General features: G+C 60.2%; 13 protein-coding genes and 4 tRNA genes. 13 read left to right on the top strand and 4 right to left on the bottom strand.

All coding sequences use genetic code 11. The annotated features are described in order from the left end of the window. Positions 1-20: 20 nt before the first annotated feature. Positions 21-1070 carry an HlyD family secretion protein gene (locus KGB25_RS09160; protein WP_008028317.1) on the bottom strand — a complete coding sequence of 350 codons (1050 nt, stop codon included), beginning with the start codon at positions 1068-1070 and terminating at the stop codon, positions 21-23. Positions 1071-1290: 220 nt separating this feature from the next. Here KGB25_RS09160 and gltX point away from each other — a divergent pair, with 220 nt between their 5' ends. From gltX to KGB25_RS09200, 8 genes are all read left to right on the top strand, one after another. Further along, positions 1291-2772: a glutamate--tRNA ligase gene (gene gltX / locus KGB25_RS09165; protein ID WP_008037650.1), complete on the top strand. Its 1482-nt coding sequence runs from the start codon at positions 1291-1293 to the stop codon at positions 2770-2772. A 239-nt stretch (positions 2773-3011) separates the two neighbouring features. Then, positions 3012-3087, top strand: a tRNA-Ala gene (locus tag KGB25_RS09170). A 79-nt stretch (positions 3088-3166) separates the two neighbouring features. Next, positions 3167-3242: transfer RNA gene (locus KGB25_RS09175), tRNA-Glu, on the top strand. A 53-nt stretch (positions 3243-3295) separates the two neighbouring features. Next, a tRNA-Ala gene (locus KGB25_RS09180) sits at positions 3296-3371 on the top strand. Between the two features lie 80 nt (positions 3372-3451). Beyond that, positions 3452-3527 (top strand) — tRNA-Glu (locus tag KGB25_RS09185). 183 nt (positions 3528-3710) lie between these two features. Then, the gene (locus tag KGB25_RS09190; protein ID WP_008037648.1) at positions 3711-4250 is read left to right on the top strand and encodes a TetR/AcrR family transcriptional regulator; all 540 of its coding nucleotides are present in this window, start codon (positions 3711-3713) and stop codon (positions 4248-4250) included. 31 nt (positions 4251-4281) lie between these two features. Beyond that, positions 4282-5115: an alpha/beta fold hydrolase gene (locus tag KGB25_RS09195; RefSeq protein ID WP_008037646.1), complete on the top strand. Its 834-nt coding sequence runs from the start codon at positions 4282-4284 to the stop codon at positions 5113-5115. A 48-nt stretch (positions 5116-5163) separates the two neighbouring features. Then, positions 5164-5601, top strand: coding sequence for an acyl-CoA thioesterase (locus KGB25_RS09200; RefSeq protein WP_008037643.1), 438 nt, complete (start codon positions 5164-5166; stop codon positions 5599-5601). Here the strand turns inward: KGB25_RS09200 and KGB25_RS09205 are convergent. Beyond that, on the bottom strand, positions 5598-5798 hold the full coding sequence (locus KGB25_RS09205; RefSeq protein ID WP_223434813.1) for a hypothetical protein: 201 nt from the start codon (positions 5796-5798) through the stop codon (positions 5598-5600). The genes KGB25_RS09200 and KGB25_RS09205 overlap by 4 nt on opposite strands. Between KGB25_RS09205 and KGB25_RS09210 the strand changes: the two genes are divergently transcribed. Next, positions 5797-6756 (top strand): tRNA dihydrouridine synthase, encoded by a 960-nt coding sequence (locus KGB25_RS09210; protein WP_192226348.1) that lies wholly within the window; start codon positions 5797-5799, stop codon positions 6754-6756. The genes KGB25_RS09205 and KGB25_RS09210 overlap by 2 nt on opposite strands. Positions 6757-6876: 120 nt before the next feature. Beyond that, on the top strand, positions 6877-7323 hold the full coding sequence (locus KGB25_RS09215; protein WP_008028306.1) for an Hsp20 family protein: 447 nt from the start codon (positions 6877-6879) through the stop codon (positions 7321-7323). Between the two features lie 165 nt (positions 7324-7488). On the opposite strand, the gene KGB25_RS09220 is transcribed toward KGB25_RS09215, so the two are convergent. Both KGB25_RS09220 and KGB25_RS09225 read right to left on the bottom strand, forming a co-directional pair. Beyond that, entirely contained in the window at positions 7489-10767 is a 3279-nt protein-coding gene (locus KGB25_RS09220) for a PAS domain S-box protein (protein ID WP_008028304.1), read from the bottom strand. Between the two features lie 66 nt (positions 10768-10833). After that, a complete protein-coding gene (locus tag KGB25_RS09225; RefSeq protein ID WP_008028303.1) occupies positions 10834-11724 on the bottom strand; it encodes a LysR family transcriptional regulator in 891 nt (296 codons plus the stop codon). A 146-nt stretch (positions 11725-11870) separates the two neighbouring features. Between KGB25_RS09225 and leuC the strand changes: the two genes are divergently transcribed. From leuC to KGB25_RS09240, 3 genes are all read left to right on the top strand, one after another. After that, positions 11871-13289, top strand: a complete 1419-nt coding sequence (gene leuC, locus KGB25_RS09230; RefSeq protein ID WP_008028300.1) for a 3-isopropylmalate dehydratase large subunit — start codon at positions 11871-11873, stop codon at positions 13287-13289. Positions 13290-13299: 10 nt separating this feature from the next. Further along, complete coding sequence (gene leuD, locus KGB25_RS09235) at positions 13300-13944, top strand: 3-isopropylmalate dehydratase small subunit (protein WP_008028298.1); 645 nt, start codon at positions 13300-13302, stop codon at positions 13942-13944. A gap of 152 nt (positions 13945-14096) precedes the next feature. Further along, positions 14097-14864 (top strand): class I SAM-dependent methyltransferase, encoded by a 768-nt coding sequence (locus KGB25_RS09240; protein WP_207285152.1) that lies wholly within the window; start codon positions 14097-14099, stop codon positions 14862-14864. Positions 14865-14909 lie beyond the last annotated feature (45 nt).

The raw sequence follows: 14909 nt of genomic DNA on the forward strand, positions 1-14909 counted from the left end.
CGGCCGGGCGGATCAGTTGATCACCGGCCATCGTCAGGGGTGTCTTTGATGTTCACTTTGGCGGTGACCGACATGCCCGGACGAATCTTGCCGTGCAGCGGGTTGTCCGCGGCGAAGGTCAGTTTTACCGGAATCCGTTGTACGACTTTGGTGAAGTTGCCCGTGGCATTGTCTGGCGGCAGCAGGCTGAACTGTGCGCCCGAGGCGGCGAACAGGCTGTCGACCCGCGCTTCGATTGGCGTGTCGCCGTAGGCGTCGAAGGTCAGTTCGGCTTTCTGGCCGGGCTGCATGTGGCCGATCTGGGTTTCCTTGAAGTTGGCCTGAATCCAGATGTCCTGATCCGGGACGATCGACAGCAAATAAGCGCCGGCCTGCACGTATTGACCTTCGCGGGCGGCGCGCTGGCCGATCATGCCGCTGATGGGCGCGTGGATTTCGCTGCGGGTCAGGTTCAATTCAGCCTGGGCCAGATCGGTCTTGGCGTTGGCGATCATCGCGTCGAGGCGCTTGATCTCGGCGCTGAGGGAGTTGACTTGCTGGCGCTGACTTTGTGCGTCTGCCTGGGCCTTGGTCACCTGCGAGCGGGCGATGTGGGTATCGGCGGAAAGGGTGGTCACCCGTTCTTCCGACACGTACCCGGGTTTGCGCAGGGTTTGCGCGCGGGACAGGTCGATCTGCGAGCGACCGAGGCTGGCCTGGCTGGATGCGACTTGCGCTTCGCTGGAGGCGATCAGGCTGGCTTGCTGCGTCAGTTTGCTCTGGGCTTGCAGGCGTTCGGCCTGGCGGGTGGCGAGGGCGGCGTTGGCGCGGTCGACAGCGAGGTGGAAGTCATCGCCTTCGAGCTTGATCAGCAACTGGCCCTTTTCGACGTGCTGGTTGTCCTGCACCAGCACCTGATCGATGCGTGCGCCCAACTGGCTCGACACACGGGTGATCTCGCCCTGGACATAGGCGTTATCGGTGCTTTCATAAAACCGTCCCTTGAAGAACCACTGGGCAAACAAGGCCCCGGCAATCAGCAGGACGATCAGCAGGAAAATAGACAGGCGACGCTTGAGTTGGGCAGGCATGGGGCAAACTGTAGTCGAGAAATTGTAAGGAAAGTTATCAGCAGGCGAATTTGGCATACAGTCGATAGTGGGTAAATGCCATCGGCTGATAATCCACCATTCATCCCGGCCCAGGCCCGTTGTAGACGCAAACTTGGCTTAAATGCCCTGCTCACTGGAGCCGGGCGGGCAACGCCTGTTACCATTCGCCCTTTGTTTTATCTTCATTTCGAGACTTGCCATGACCACCGTCCGCACGCGCATCGCGCCATCGCCTACCGGGGACCCCCACGTAGGTACCGCTTACATCGCTTTGTTCAACTACTGCTTTGCCAAGCAGCACGGCGGTGAGTTCATCCTGCGGATCGAAGACACCGATCAATTGCGTTCGACCCGTGAGTCCGAACAGCAGATTTTCGACGCCCTGCGCTGGTTGGGCATCGACTGGAGCGAAGGCCCGGACGTCGGCGGCCCGCACGGTCCTTACCGTCAAAGCGAGCGCGGCGATATCTATCAGAAGTATTGCCAGCAATTGGTCGAGATGGGCCATGCCTTCCCGTGCTTCTGCACCGCTGAAGAGCTGGACCAGATGCGCGCCGAGCAAATGGCTCGCGGCGAAACTCCGCGTTACGACGGTCGTGCGCTGCTGCTGTCCAAGGAAGAAGTTGCACGTCGCCTGGCCGCTGGCGAACCGCACGTGATTCGTATGAAGGTGCCGAGCGAAGGCGTGTGCGTGGTGCCGGACATGCTGCGTGGCGACGTCGAGATCCCTTGGGATCGCATGGACATGCAAGTCCTGATGAAGACCGACGGCCTGCCGACGTACTTCCTGGCCAACGTGGTCGATGACCACCTGATGGGCATCACCCACGTGCTGCGTGGCGAAGAATGGCTGCCTTCGGCGCCGAAACTGATTCTTCTGTACGAATACTTCGGCTGGGAACAACCGGAGCTGTGCTACATGCCGCTGCTGCGTAACCCGGACAAGAGCAAGCTGTCCAAGCGCAAGAACCCGACCTCGGTGACGTTCTACGAGCGCATGGGCTTCATGCCGGAAGCGATGCTCAACTACCTGGGGCGCATGGGCTGGTCGATGCCGGACGAGCGCGAGAAGTTCTCGCTGCAGGAAATGGTCGATAACTTCGACCTGAGCCGCGTCTCCCTCGGTGGGCCGATTTTCGACATCGAGAAACTGTCGTGGCTCAACGGCCAGTGGTTGCGTGACCTGCCGGTGGAAGAGTTCGCCAGCCGTTTGCAGACCTGGGCGCTGAACCCCGAGTACATGATGAAGATCGCGCCGCACGTGCAGGGCCGCGTTGAAACCTTCAGCCAGGTCGCACCGCTGGCCGGGTTCTTCTTCGCCGGTGGCGTGAACCCGGATGCCAAGCTGTTTGAATCGAAAAAATTGTCGGGTGATCAGGTTCGTCAGTTGATGCAGTTGATTCTGTGGAAACTGGAAAGCCTGCGTCAGTGGGAGAAGGACAGCATCACCGCGACCATTCAAGCGGTGGTCGAGTCCCTGGAATTGAAGCTGCGTGACGCCATGCCGCTGATGTTCGCAGCGATCACTGGTCAGGCGAGTTCGGTGTCGGTGCTGGATGCGATGGAAATCCTCGGCCCGGACCTGACGCGTTTCCGTCTGCGCCAGGCCATCGACCTGCTCGGTGGCGTGTCGAAGAAGGAAAACAAGGAGTGGGAAAAACTCCTGGGCAACATCGCCTGATGAACACCGTCCTGTAGGAGCGTTGCTTGCTCGCGAAGAACGATGACGCGGTGTGCCAGACACACCGAGGCGTCCCGTTCGCCGGCAAGCCTGGCTCCTACAGATCGATGTATACCCCGGATTTACGGGGGGAGGGCGGTAAGTGATTGTTATGTCGGCAAAAAACTTTGGAAATTGTTAAAAATAAATTTGACACGTTTCCGAAGCGCCATTAAGATTCGCCCCGTCCTCAGCGATGAGGGGCTATAGCTCAGCTGGGAGAGCGCTTGCATGGCATGCAAGAGGTCGACGGTTCGATCCCGTCTAGCTCCACCAATTTACACTTCAAGGTCTGGCCACACCGGCCTTGAAGCGATCAACACTCAGCGTTGATCTGTTGTATAGAAGGGTTTGCGTCCCCTTCGTCTAGTGGCCTAGGACACCGCCCTTTCACGGCGGTAACAGGGGTTCGAGTCCCCTAGGGGACGCCAGTTTTACAGAAGCGATGTCGAAAGATGCCGCTCCGCCGAGAGGCGAAAAATCCGGGGCTATAGCTCAGCTGGGAGAGCGCTTGCATGGCATGCAAGAGGTCGACGGTTCGATCCCGTCTAGCTCCACCAATTTTACAGTTCAAGGTCTGGCCACACCGGCCTTGAATCGATCAGCTCTCAGCACTGATCAGTTGTATAGAAGGTTTTGCGTCCCCTTCGTCTAGTGGCCTAGGACACCGCCCTTTCACGGCGGTAACAGGGGTTCGAGTCCCCTAGGGGACGCCACGATTACCCGCTCTGCGGGATTTTATAAGGGTCATTCAATTATTGAATGGCCCTTTTGTTTGTCTGGCGTTTGGCCAAATCCCCCATTTCTCTCAAACTGTTCTTCAGACCAGCGGTCACATCTACGACTTGCGGAAAATTATTATGAGAATAATATTCTAGTCGTAATATTCGGAGGCAACGATGAACGATAAAAAAGCTCAAACCCGCGAACGCATTCTCAAGGCCGCCAGCGCAGCGCTGATTCAGCGTGGCCCGGCCGAACCGAGCGTGGGCGAAGTGATGGGCGCAGCCGGCCTGACGGTTGGCGGCTTCTATGCGCACTTCGAAAGCAAGGACGCGATGATGCTGGAAGCGTTCAAGCAACTGCTCGGTCACCGCCGTAGCTTGATCGCCGACATGGACGCCGAGTTGACCGGTGAAGAGCGTCGCGCGTTGGTGGCGGCGTTTTACCTGTCACGCAAACACCGGGATTCCTCTGAATCCGCGTGCCCGATCCCGGCCTCCGTCGGCGAGCTGGGACGCCTGCCGGACGCATTTCGGGTGGCGTTGAATGAACACGTGGAAATGATGGTCGCGCAGTTGGCGGCCAGCCCGGAAGACACCGACAAAGCCCTGGCCGACATGGCCTTGATGGTCGGTGGATTGGCTCTGGCGCGGGCGCTGGGGCCGGGAGAGTTGTCTGATCGATTGCTGCGTGCCGCCAAGTCGGCGGTGCAATGACCTGAAGGCAATGGCCTGAGGAGTGAGAGCGATGAGCACGTTAAAGTGGGTTCGTGGCGTTAATGGCACCTTGGGCTGGTTTGCACCGAAACTGGTCGCGAGCAAAATGCGACTGGCGTTCATGACGCCGCGGGATCTGCCGCCACGTGATTGGGAGTTGCCGTTATTGGCGAAATCCGAGCGCATCACACTCCGTTTCGGCCTCTCGGCGTTGCGCTGGGGGCAAGGCCCGGCGGTCTTGCTGATGCACGGTTGGGAAGGTCGGCCTACGCAGTTTGCCAGCCTGATCACCGCGCTGGTTGACGCCGGCTACACCGTAGTCGCCCTGGACGGTCCGGCTCACGGTCGCTCGCCGGGCAACGAAGCCAACGTTGTGCTGTTCGCCCGGGCCATGCTTGAGGCCGCCGCCGAGTTGCCGCCGCTGCAGGCGGTCATTGGTCACTCGATGGGCGGTGCCAGCGCCATGCTCGCCGTTCAGTTGGGCTTGCGCACCGAAACCCTGGTGACCATTGGCGCTCCGGCGCGGATTCTCGGGGTTCTGAGAGGATTTGCCCGCTACGTGCGGCTACCACCAAAAGCCCGTTCGGCGTTCATTCGCCAAGTCGAAAAAGATGTCGGCATGCGCGCGGCTGCATTGGATGTCTCGCGTTATCAGCTCGACATGCCTGGCCTGATCGTTCATGCCGAAGACGACAACTTCGTCCCGGTCAAGGAATCCCAACTGATCCACGAGGCCTGGTTCGACAGTCGCTTGCTGCGGCTGGAGGAGGGCGGTCATCAACGGGTGCTTGCCGACCCGCGGGTGATTGATGGCGTGTTATCACTGCTGGCCGGTCGCAGCCTGCAATCGCGCCAATCGGCCTGAGCATCCGTTACACTGCCCCGGTCGACATCATTTGACCGGGAGTGGGGCATGGGCTGGGATCGGGCAACGCCATTTATCATTGATCTTGCGGTGGACGCCGAGGACATCGACGGGTTGGGGCACGCGAATAACGCGGTGTACGTGACCTGGCTCGAACGCTGCGCCTGGCGCCACTCGCAGCGGCTCGGCCTCGATCTGGTCGAGTACCGGCGGCTGGATCGGGCGATGGCGGTGGTGCGGCACGAGATCGATTACCTGGCGGCGGCCTATGAAGGCGATGAGTTGCAATTGGCGACCTGGATCGTCGATTGGGACCAGCGCCTGAAAATGACTCGACACTTCCAGCTCAAGCGCCCGAGCGACAACACCACGTTACTGCGCGCGCAAACCACGTTTGTCTGCATTGAGCTGTCCACGGGCAAACCCAAGCGCATGCCGGCGGAGTTCATCGAAGGTTACGGCCCGGCGTTGCAAGTCGCGATTTAATTGAACCCTTCGCGGGCAAGCCTCGCTCCTACAGGTTTTGTGTCGTTCGCATAATGGCGGAACGACACAAAACCTGTAGGAGCGAGGCTTGCCCGCGAAGGCGTCCGCACAATCAACACCGCCCGGTCTGACGAAATACCTTCTAACCGCCGAAACCAGTAAACTGCCGCACGTTTTTCGTCGAGTGTGTTTTTCATGCAAATTGCTTTGGCGCCCATGGAGGGGTTGGTCGACAACATCCTGCGGGACGTGCTGACCCGTGTGGGCGGTATCGATTGGTGCGTGACCGAGTTCATCCGGATCAACGACCAACTGCTCACCCCTGCCTATTTCCACAAGTTCGGTCCTGAACTGCTGACGGATGCGCGCACCGCTTCCGGCGTGCCATTGCGCGTGCAGCTGTTGGGTTCCGACCCGGTGTGCCTGGCGGAAAACGCCGCGCTGGCCTGTGAGCTGGGTTCCGAAGTCATCGACCTGAACTTCGGCTGCCCGGCCAAGACCGTCAATAAATCCCGTGGCGGCGCGGTACTGCTCAAAGAGCCCGAGCTGCTGAACCAGATCGTCGAGCATGTCCGTCGCGCCGTCCCGGCGCACATTCCGGTCACCGCGAAAATGCGTCTCGGCTTCGACAGCCCTGACGGTTCGCTGGTCTGCGCCACGGCCCTGGCCGAAGGCGGCGCGGAGCACATCGTGGTGCATGCGCGGACCAAGATGGACGGCTACAAGCCGCCGGCGCATTGGGAGTGGATCCCTCGCGTGCAGGAAGTGGTCAAGGTGCCGGTATTCGCCAACGGTGATATCTGGAGCGTCGAAGACTGGCGCCGCTGCCGCGAAATCAGCGGCGTGGAAGACATCATGCTCGGTCGCGGGCTGGTGTCGCGTCCGGACCTGGCCCGACAGATCGCCGCCGCCCGTGCCGGTGAAGAGGTGGTGGAGATGACCTGGGCCGAGCTGCTGCCGCTGATTCAGGACTTCTGGCTGCAAGCCAAAGCCCAGATGACGCCACGCCAATCGCCCGGTCGCCTGAAGCAGTGGCTGGCGATGCTGACCCGCAATTATCCCGAGGCGGTTGAACTGTTCACCCTGCTTCGCCGTGAAACCGAACTGGATCAGGTTTCGCGTTTACTGGGGTTGCAGGTAGCCGAAGCGGCCTGAAAAAAATCTCGAAATAATCTCTTGAAATGCAATCAGCGGTCCCTATCTAAGGATTACGCGATGCCGAATTCGGGTCGCGGAGACAAAAAACTTGCTGATTGTTTTCAGGAGATTTGAACCATGACTACTGCATTTTCCCTGGCCCCACTGTTCCGTTCCTCGGTAGGCTTCGACCGTTTCAACGACCTGTTCGAAACCGCCCTGCGCAACGAGCCAGGCAGCACCTATCCACCTTACAACGTGGAAAAACACGGTGACGATCAATACCGCATCGTTGTAGCGGCCGCCGGTTTCCAGGAAGAAGACCTGGACCTGCAAGTCGAGAAAGGTGTGCTGACCATCAGTGGCGGCAAACGCGACGCAACTGAAGGCGTGACCTTCCTGCACCAAGGCATCGCCCAGCGCGCGTTCAAACTGTCGTTCCGCCTGGCGGACCATATCGAGATCAAGGCCGCCGACCTGAGCAACGGTCTGTTGAGCATCGACCTGCTGCGTGTCATTCCGGAAGAGGCGAAAGCCAAACGCATCCCAATCAACGGGACGCAAAAACCCGCTCTGCAGCACTAAGGCGGGGCAATGAAAAAGGGCGCCAATGGCGCCCTTTTTTGTGCCCGCTGTTCTCCTGTAGGAGCAAGCTTGCTCGCGATGGACTTCTGGGCGACGCGTTTATCCCGGCAGTACGCGTCATCGTTGACGTCCATCACGAGCAGGCTCGCTCCTACAAAGTGCGGGTTATTTCAGGAGTTTCTGGAACGCCTCCACCGGCAGCGGCTGGCTGTGCAGATAGCCCTGATAAAAATGGCAGCCCAGCCCCTGCAAAAACTCCAACTGTTCCGGCGTCTCCACCCCTTCGGCAATCACTTTCAACTCCAGACTGCGGGCCATGGCGACGATGGCGCGGATGATCTCGGCGTCGTTCGGGTCGGTAGTCGCATCGCGAATGAACGACTGGTCGATTTTCAGGGTGTCGACCGGCAATCGCTTGAGGTAAGTCAGCGAGGAATAACCGGTGCCGAAGTCGTCCATGGCGAAGCTGATGCCGAGTTTTTTCAGGCGGCGCATTTTGCTGATGGTGTCTTCCAGATTCTGGATGACGATGCCTTCGGTGATCTCCAGTTTCAGCAGCGAGCAGGGCAGGCCGTGGGTGGCGAGGCTGAGCTCGATGCGCTCGACGAAGTCGTTCTGGCGGAATTGTCGTGGGCTGATGTTCACGCACAGGCTGAAGTCGAGCGGGTCGATCAAACCCTTGGCGATCAACTGTTTAAAGGCGTCGCAGGCTTCGTCGACGATCCAGGTGCCGACTTCCAGAATCAGCCCGCTGTCTTCCAGGACCTTGATGAATTCAGTCGGCGATTGCGCGCCCAATTCCGGATGGTTCCAGCGCACCAGCGCTTCGGCGCCGACGATACGATTGTCGCGGGCGTCCACCTGCGGCTGGTAATGCACGTCGAATTCGCCCCGGGAAAGGGCCAGGCGCAGGTCGGTCTCCATGCGCAGGCGTTCACTGGCGGCCTTCTGCATGGTGTTGTGATACATCTGGGTGGTGTTGCGCCCCGAATCCTTGGCCCGATACAGCGCGATGTCGGCGCGTTTGAGCAGGTCGGTCGGGGTCGAACCATGATCGGGAATCAGCGCGATACCGATACTCGGTGTCACTTGCAGGCGCTGGCCGTCGAGGAACATCGGTTCCGACAGCAGTTCGCGCAAGGTGTCCGCCAGTTCGCGGACCTGCTCGCTGACTTCATTGCGCGAGCCTTCCAGGCCACTGAGCAGCACCACGAATTCGTCACCGCCCAACCGTGCCACGGTGTCTTCCATGCGCACGCTGGCTTCGAGGCGCGCAGTGATGATCTTCAGCACCGTGTCACCCACCGGATGGCCGAGCGAATCGTTGATGTGCTTGAAGTGGTCGAGGTCCAGAAACATCAGGGCGCCGCGCAGGTTGTGGCGTTTGAGCAGGGCGATCTGCTGGCTCAGGCGATCCATCAGCAGTGCGCGGTTGGGCAGGTTGGTCAGCGGGTCGTGGTAGGCCAGGTGGCGGATCTGCGCTTCGGCATTTTTCAACAAGCTGACGTCCCGTGCGGTCAGCAGCAGGCACGCGGTTTCATTGAGGGTGATCGGTTCTACCGAGACTTCAACGGTCAGCAAGTCGCCATGCTTGTTGCGCCCAAGCATTTCCTGGTGATGCACGCGGCCCTTGATCTGCAGCTCGGCCAGCAGCGCCGAGCGTTGTTTTTCTTCGGCCCAGATGCCGACCTGGTACACCGTGCGGCCGACGACTTCATCGGCGCGGTAGCCGGTCAGGCGGCAGAAACCGTCGTTGACCTCCAGATAGCGCCCGGTGTCGCGTTCGGTGATGGTGATGGCGTCGGGGCTGGAGTGGAAGGCCTTGGCGAACTTCTCCTCGCTGGCCTTGAGCGCCGCTTCCGAACGTTGTTGCTGGGTGATATCACGCAAAGTGGTAACGATGCACGGCTGGTCGCCGACACTGATCTGGCGGCTGGAAATCACGCAGGTCAGCGACTGGCCGTCCTTGTGCTGGACGATGATGGCGACGTTGTTCAGGCCTTGTTCGCGGATGACTTGTTCGATCCGGCGCAGGCTTTTCGCCGAGGCGTCCCACAGACCGATTTCGTCGGCGCTGCGACCAATCACCTCGGCGGTGCTCCAGCCAAAGGTCTGGGTGAAACTGGAGTTGATCTCGATGAACTGGCCGGTGTCCTGGCGAGTAACGCAGATCGGGTCCGGGCTGACCTGGAACAGGGTGGCAAATTTCTCTTCGGAGGCGACCAGCTTCTGTTCGCGTTCGACCTGATCGGTAATGTCCAGCAAGGTCCCCGCCATGCGTAGCGGTGCGCCGTTTTCATCGCGGTAGAGGCGGGCGCGGCTTTCCAGGTAACGCGAAGTGCCGTCCTCCAGCTGTACGCGGTAGGTCAGCTGATAGTTGCCGGCCGGGCCTTCGCGCAGGCTGCGATAGGCATCGCGCATGCTGTCGCGCTCCTCGCCGGGCACGCCTTCGAAAAACTCGTCGAAGGATTCATGGAACGGTATGGGGTCCAGTCCGTGCAACTGCGCGGCGCGGGCCGAGCCATACAACATGCCGCTGGGAATGTGCCAGTCCCAGGTGCCGAGCTGAGCCGAGTCCAGCGCCAGGTCAAGACGCTCCTGGCTGTCCTTAAGGGCAAGTTCGGCAGCCTTGCGTTCGGTGGTGTCGAGAAAGGTGCTAAGCAGGTAGGGTTGGCCCTCGAGTTCGACCTTTTGCGCGCTGAGAATGCCATCGTGGACCTGGCCATTACTGGCGCGGAACTGCACCTCCATGCTGACCAGCTCACCTTTGGCCTTGGTCGCCTTGACCAGTTTCTCCCGTTGCTCCGGGTGCACCCAAAGGCCCAGTTCGAGCGTGGTGCGGCCAATCGCGTTTTGCACCGGCCAGCCGAACAGACTTTCGAAATACTGGTTGGCTTCGGTGATCAGGCCGTCTTCCTGGCGAGTCAGCAACACCATGTTCGGGCACAGGTGAAACAGCGTCGCGAAGCGTTTTTCCGAGCTGCTCAACGCCTGTTCGCGCTGACGCTGGTGGGTGATCTCGCGGATTACCCCGATCATGCGTGGTCGCCCGTGTTTGTCCGGCAGCAGGCTGCCGTTGATCTCCAGCCAGTGCAGGCTGCCGTCGGGCCAGCGAATGCGGTGATGCATCGCCTGTTCCAGTGGCGCGCCGGCGATTACCGCGTGGAAGGCACGGAGGGTTTTCGCTCGATCCTCCGGGGGCAACAGGTCGAGGTATTCCAGATCCGCCGGCAAGGGTTGCCGGGGGTCGAAACCGAACAGCGCCTGCGTACCCCGCGACCAACTGATCTGCCCGCGCTCGATGTCCCAATACCAGGCGCCCAAACGTGCGCCGTTGAGGGCGGCCAGCAGCTGCGGCGCACTCTCCCAGCTCTGCTCGGATCGTTTCGGGTCAAGCGCCTGAATACGTGGCATCGGCGGAATACGGTCAACAGATTTCGGCATTGGCAGGCCTTGGGCTGAATGGGGCGTTAGGCGCAGGTATTTGAGGCTCTATAGGAGTAGCACAAATTAGCCTTGAGTCCCTGGCAGATCGAGTTGTGCATCCAGCAAGGCCATAAAAGCCCGTGCTGCGTTCGACAGCGTCCGTTCGGTGTGCAAGATATAGCCTAGCTGGCGAGTCAGTTGTATGCCGGGCAAAGGTATTCGCGCAACCTGATCGTCAAGCATTGTGCGCGGCAACACGCTCCAGGCCAGGCCGATCGACACCATCATCTTGATGGTTTCCAGATAATTCGTGCTCATGGCGATGTTCGGCGTCAAGCCTTGGGCTTCGAACAGGCGCCGCACGATATGGTGAGTAAAGGTGTTGCCGCCGGGAAACACCGCCGGATGCAGGGCGATGTCCGCCAGGCTGACCGCGCCATTGCTGATCAGTGAATGCTCCGGCGCGGCCACGAAATCCAGCGGGTCGTCCCACACCGGCGTGGCCTTGACCAGGGCATGAGGCTCGGGCGCGAGGGTGATGACGGCCAGCTCGGCGCGACCGTGGAGGATTTCTTCGTAGGCCACTTCCGAATCAAGGAACTGAATATCCAGCGCCACTTGTGGGTAGCGTCGGGTGAATTCCCTTAACAAGGGCGGCAAACGGTGCAGGCCGATGTGGTGACTGGTGGCCAGCGTCAGGCGGCCGGTCACCTCGCCAGTCAGGTTGGTCAGGGCGCGGCGGGTGTCGTCCAGCACGTTCAGAATCTGATAAGCCCGTGGCAGCAGGGCGCGTCCGGCTTCGGTCAGGCCGACTTCGCGGCCCAGTCGATCAAACAGTCGCACCTTCAATTGCTGCTCCAGCCCGGCAATCCGTTTGCTGATCGCCGGTTGCGTCAGGTGCAGCCGTTCGCCGGCACCAGAGAAGCTTCCTGTCTCGGCAATGGCAATAAAGGCATTAAGGTTGGCCAGGTCCATCGTCGTATTCCAGTTGGTTATCCAAAGCATAAAAAATATGAATTTGAGTTATTTAATGTAACCCCCTAGGATCGACCTCACAAGCCAAAGGGTTATTGAAATTCTCAAGACCCAGGGCATAGAAACACGCTGATGAGGACCGTCTGATGGCCGGCAAAACGCTTTACGACAAGCTTTGGGATTCCCATGAAGTGAAACGGCGCGACGATGGGTCGTCGCTGATCTATATCGACCGCCACATCATCCATGAAGTGACTTCGCCCCAAGCTTTCGAAGGCCTGCGCCTGGCCGGGCGCAAGCCTTGGCGCGTCGACTCGATCATCGCCACGCCGGATCACAACGTACCGACCACTCCGGATCGCAAGGGCGGCATCGAAGCGATTACCGACCAGGTCTCGCGTTTGCAGGTTCAGACCCTCGATGACTACTGCGATGAATATGGCATCACCGAATTCAAAATGAATGACGTGCGCCAGGGCATCGTTCACGTGATCGGTCCGGAGCAGGGCGCCACCTTGCCGGGCATGACCGTGGTCTGCGGCGACTCGCACACCTCGACTCACGGCGCGTTTGGCGCCCTGGCCCATGGCATCGGCACTTCCGAGGTCGAGCACGTGTTCGCCACGCAGTGCCTGGTCGCCAAGAAAATGAAGAATATGCTGGTGTCGGTCGAAGGCAAACTGCCGTTCGGCGTGACCGCCAAGGACATCGTGCTCGCGGTCATCGGCAAGATCGGCACCGCCGGCGGTAATGGCCACGCCATCGAGTTCGCCGGCAGCGCCATTCGCGACTTGTCTATCGAAGGCCGCATGACCATCTGCAACATGTCCATCGAGGCCGGCGCTCGCGTAGGTCTGGTGGCGGCGGATGAAAAAACCGTGGCGTACGTGAAAGGCCGTCCGTTTGCCCCGAAAGGCGCGGAATGGGACCTCGCTGTCGAAGCCTGGAAAGACCTGGTTTCCGACGCTGATGCGGTGTTCGACACCGTTGTCGAGCTCGACGCCACTCAGATCAAGCCTCAAGTCAGCTGGGGCACTTCGCCCGAGATGGTGTTGGCGGTCGATCAGAACGTGCCGGACCCGGCGAAGGAAATGGACCTGGTCAAGCGCGGTTCCATCGAGCGCGCCCTGAAGTACATGGGTTTGACCGCCAATCAGGCGATCACCGACATTCAGCTGGACCGCGTGTTCATTGGCTCCTGCACCAACTCGCGGATCGAAGACCTGCGCGCTGCGGCGGTGATCGCCAAGGGCCGCAAAGTGGCTTCGACCATCAAGCAAGCCATCGTGGTGCCGGGCTCGGGCCTGGTGAAGGCGCAAGCCGAAGCCGAAGGCCTGGACAAGATTTTCCTCGAAGCCGGTTTCGAGTGGCGTGAACCGGGTTGCTCGATGTGCCTGGCGATGAACCCGGACCGTTTGGAGTCGGGCGAGCATTGCGCATCGACCTCCAACCGCAACTTCGAAGGGCGTCAGGGCGCCGGTGGCCGTACGCACCTGGTCAGCCCGGCCATGGCCGCGGCGGCTGCCGTCAACGGTCGTTTCATCGACGTTCGCGAACTGATCTGAGGAACCGCACATGAGAGCTTTTACCCAACACACCGGTTTGGTCGCGCCATTGGATCGTGCCAACGTCGACACCGACCAGATCATTCCGAAGCAGTTCTTGAAGTCGATCAAGCGCACCGGTTTTGGCCCGAACCTGTTTGACGAATGGCGCTACCTGGACGTGGGTTATGCCTACCAGGACAACTCCAAGCGTCCGCTGAACAAGGATTTCGTCCTCAACGCCGAGCGTTACCAGGGCGCCAGTGTCTTGTTGGCCCGCGAGAACTTCGGTTGCGGCTCCAGCCGTGAGCACGCGCCGTGGGCGCTGGAAGAGTACGGTTTCCGCAGCATCATTGCGCCGAGCTATGCCGACATCTTCTACAACAACAGCTTCAAGAACGGCTTGCTGCCGATCATCTTGAGCGACGCTGAAGTGGATGAACTGTTCCAGCAGGTCGAGGCGAATCCTGGCTACGAGTTGAAGATCGACCTGCAAGCCCAGACCGTGACCCGGCCGGACGGCAAGGTCTACAGCTTCGAGCTCGACGAGTTCCGCAAGCATTGCCTGGTCAACGGCCTCGATGACATCGGCCTGACTTTGCAGGATCACGAGGCGATTGCATCGTTTGAAGCCAAGCACCGTGCGAGCCAGCCTTGGTTGTTTCGCGACGCGTAAGTTTGCGTAAGGCGTGATGACGCCTTCGCGGGCAAGCCGCGCTCCTACAAGGACAGCGCAATACCTGTAGGAGCGAGCGGTGCGGCGATCCGACTTGCCCGCGAAGAGGCCCGAAAAAACACCCCAAGACTCACCCGAAAAAGGAAGTCCACATGACCAGCACCGCCCAGCACAGCCAGGTAGTCCAAAAGCAATTCGGTGAACAGGCCTCGGCCTACCTGAGCAGCGCCGTCCACGCTCAAGGCACTGAATTTGCGCTGCTACAGGCTGAGCTGGCCGGGCAGGGCGATGCCCGCGTGCTGGACCTCGGTTGCGGCGCCGGTCACGTGAGTTTTCACGTGGCGTCGCTGGTCAAGGAGGTGGTGGCTTACGACCTGTCGCAGCAAATGCTCGACGTGGTCGCTGGTGCTGCCATTGATCGTGGGTTGGGCAACGTGTCCACGGTCCTGGGTGCCGCCGAGCGGTTGCCATTCGCCGATGGCGAATTCGACTTCGTCTTCAGCCGTTATTCGGCGCACCATTGGAGCGATCTCGGCCTGGCCCTGCGTGAAGTCCGGCGCGTGTTGAAGCCGGGCGGCGTGGCGGCGTTCATCGACGTGTTGTCACCGGGCAGCCCATTGTTCGACACTTACCTGCAAAGTGTCGAAGTGCTGCGCGACACCAGCCATGTGCGCGATTATTCCGCCGGCGAGTGGTTGCGTCAGGTCAGCGAGGCGGGGTTGCACACTCGCAGCACCACGCGTCAACGCCTGCGTCTGGAGTACACCAGCTGGGTCGAGCGCATGCGCACACCACAAGTGATGCGCGCCGCGATCCTCGAATTGCAGCAGTCGATGGGCAACGAAGTACGCGAATATTTTGAGATTGAGGCCGATGGTTCGTTCAGTACCGATGTACTGGTGCTGATGGCAGAACGATAAGCTCGGAAACATAAGCACCGAGCGATAGAATTTTTCCGGGCGTGC

Origin of the sequence: Pseudomonas sp. BF-RE-21 (assembly GCF_019947305.1) — a bacterium.
GTDB classification, from domain to species: Bacteria; Pseudomonadota; Gammaproteobacteria; order Pseudomonadales; family Pseudomonadaceae; genus Aquipseudomonas; species Aquipseudomonas migulae.

Excerpts from the sequence above, each read along its gene's own strand:
- KGB25_RS09160 (WP_008028317.1), bottom strand. The coding sequence starts at position 1,070 with ATGCCTGCCCAACTCAAGCGTCGCCTGTCTATTTTCCTGCTGATCGTC.
- gltX (WP_008037650.1), top strand. The coding sequence starts at position 1,291 with ATGACCACCGTCCGCACGCGCATCGCGCCATCGCCTACCGGGGACCCC.
- KGB25_RS09190 (WP_008037648.1), top strand. The coding sequence starts at position 3,711 with ATGAACGATAAAAAAGCTCAAACCCGCGAACGCATTCTCAAGGCCGCC.
- KGB25_RS09195 (WP_008037646.1), top strand. The coding sequence starts at position 4,282 with ATGAGCACGTTAAAGTGGGTTCGTGGCGTTAATGGCACCTTGGGCTGG.
- KGB25_RS09200 (WP_008037643.1), top strand. The coding sequence starts at position 5,164 with ATGGGCTGGGATCGGGCAACGCCATTTATCATTGATCTTGCGGTGGAC.
- KGB25_RS09210 (WP_192226348.1), top strand. The coding sequence starts at position 5,797 with ATGCAAATTGCTTTGGCGCCCATGGAGGGGTTGGTCGACAACATCCTG.
- KGB25_RS09205 (WP_223434813.1), bottom strand. The coding sequence starts at position 5,798 with ATGAAAAACACACTCGACGAAAAACGTGCGGCAGTTTACTGGTTTCGG.
- KGB25_RS09215 (WP_008028306.1), top strand. The coding sequence starts at position 6,877 with ATGACTACTGCATTTTCCCTGGCCCCACTGTTCCGTTCCTCGGTAGGC.
- KGB25_RS09220 (WP_008028304.1), bottom strand. The coding sequence starts at position 10,767 with ATGCCGAAATCTGTTGACCGTATTCCGCCGATGCCACGTATTCAGGCG.
- KGB25_RS09225 (WP_008028303.1), bottom strand. The coding sequence starts at position 11,724 with ATGGACCTGGCCAACCTTAATGCCTTTATTGCCATTGCCGAGACAGGA.
- leuC (WP_008028300.1), top strand. The coding sequence starts at position 11,871 with ATGGCCGGCAAAACGCTTTACGACAAGCTTTGGGATTCCCATGAAGTG.
- leuD (WP_008028298.1), top strand. The coding sequence starts at position 13,300 with ATGAGAGCTTTTACCCAACACACCGGTTTGGTCGCGCCATTGGATCGT.
- KGB25_RS09240 (WP_207285152.1), top strand. The coding sequence starts at position 14,097 with ATGACCAGCACCGCCCAGCACAGCCAGGTAGTCCAAAAGCAATTCGGT.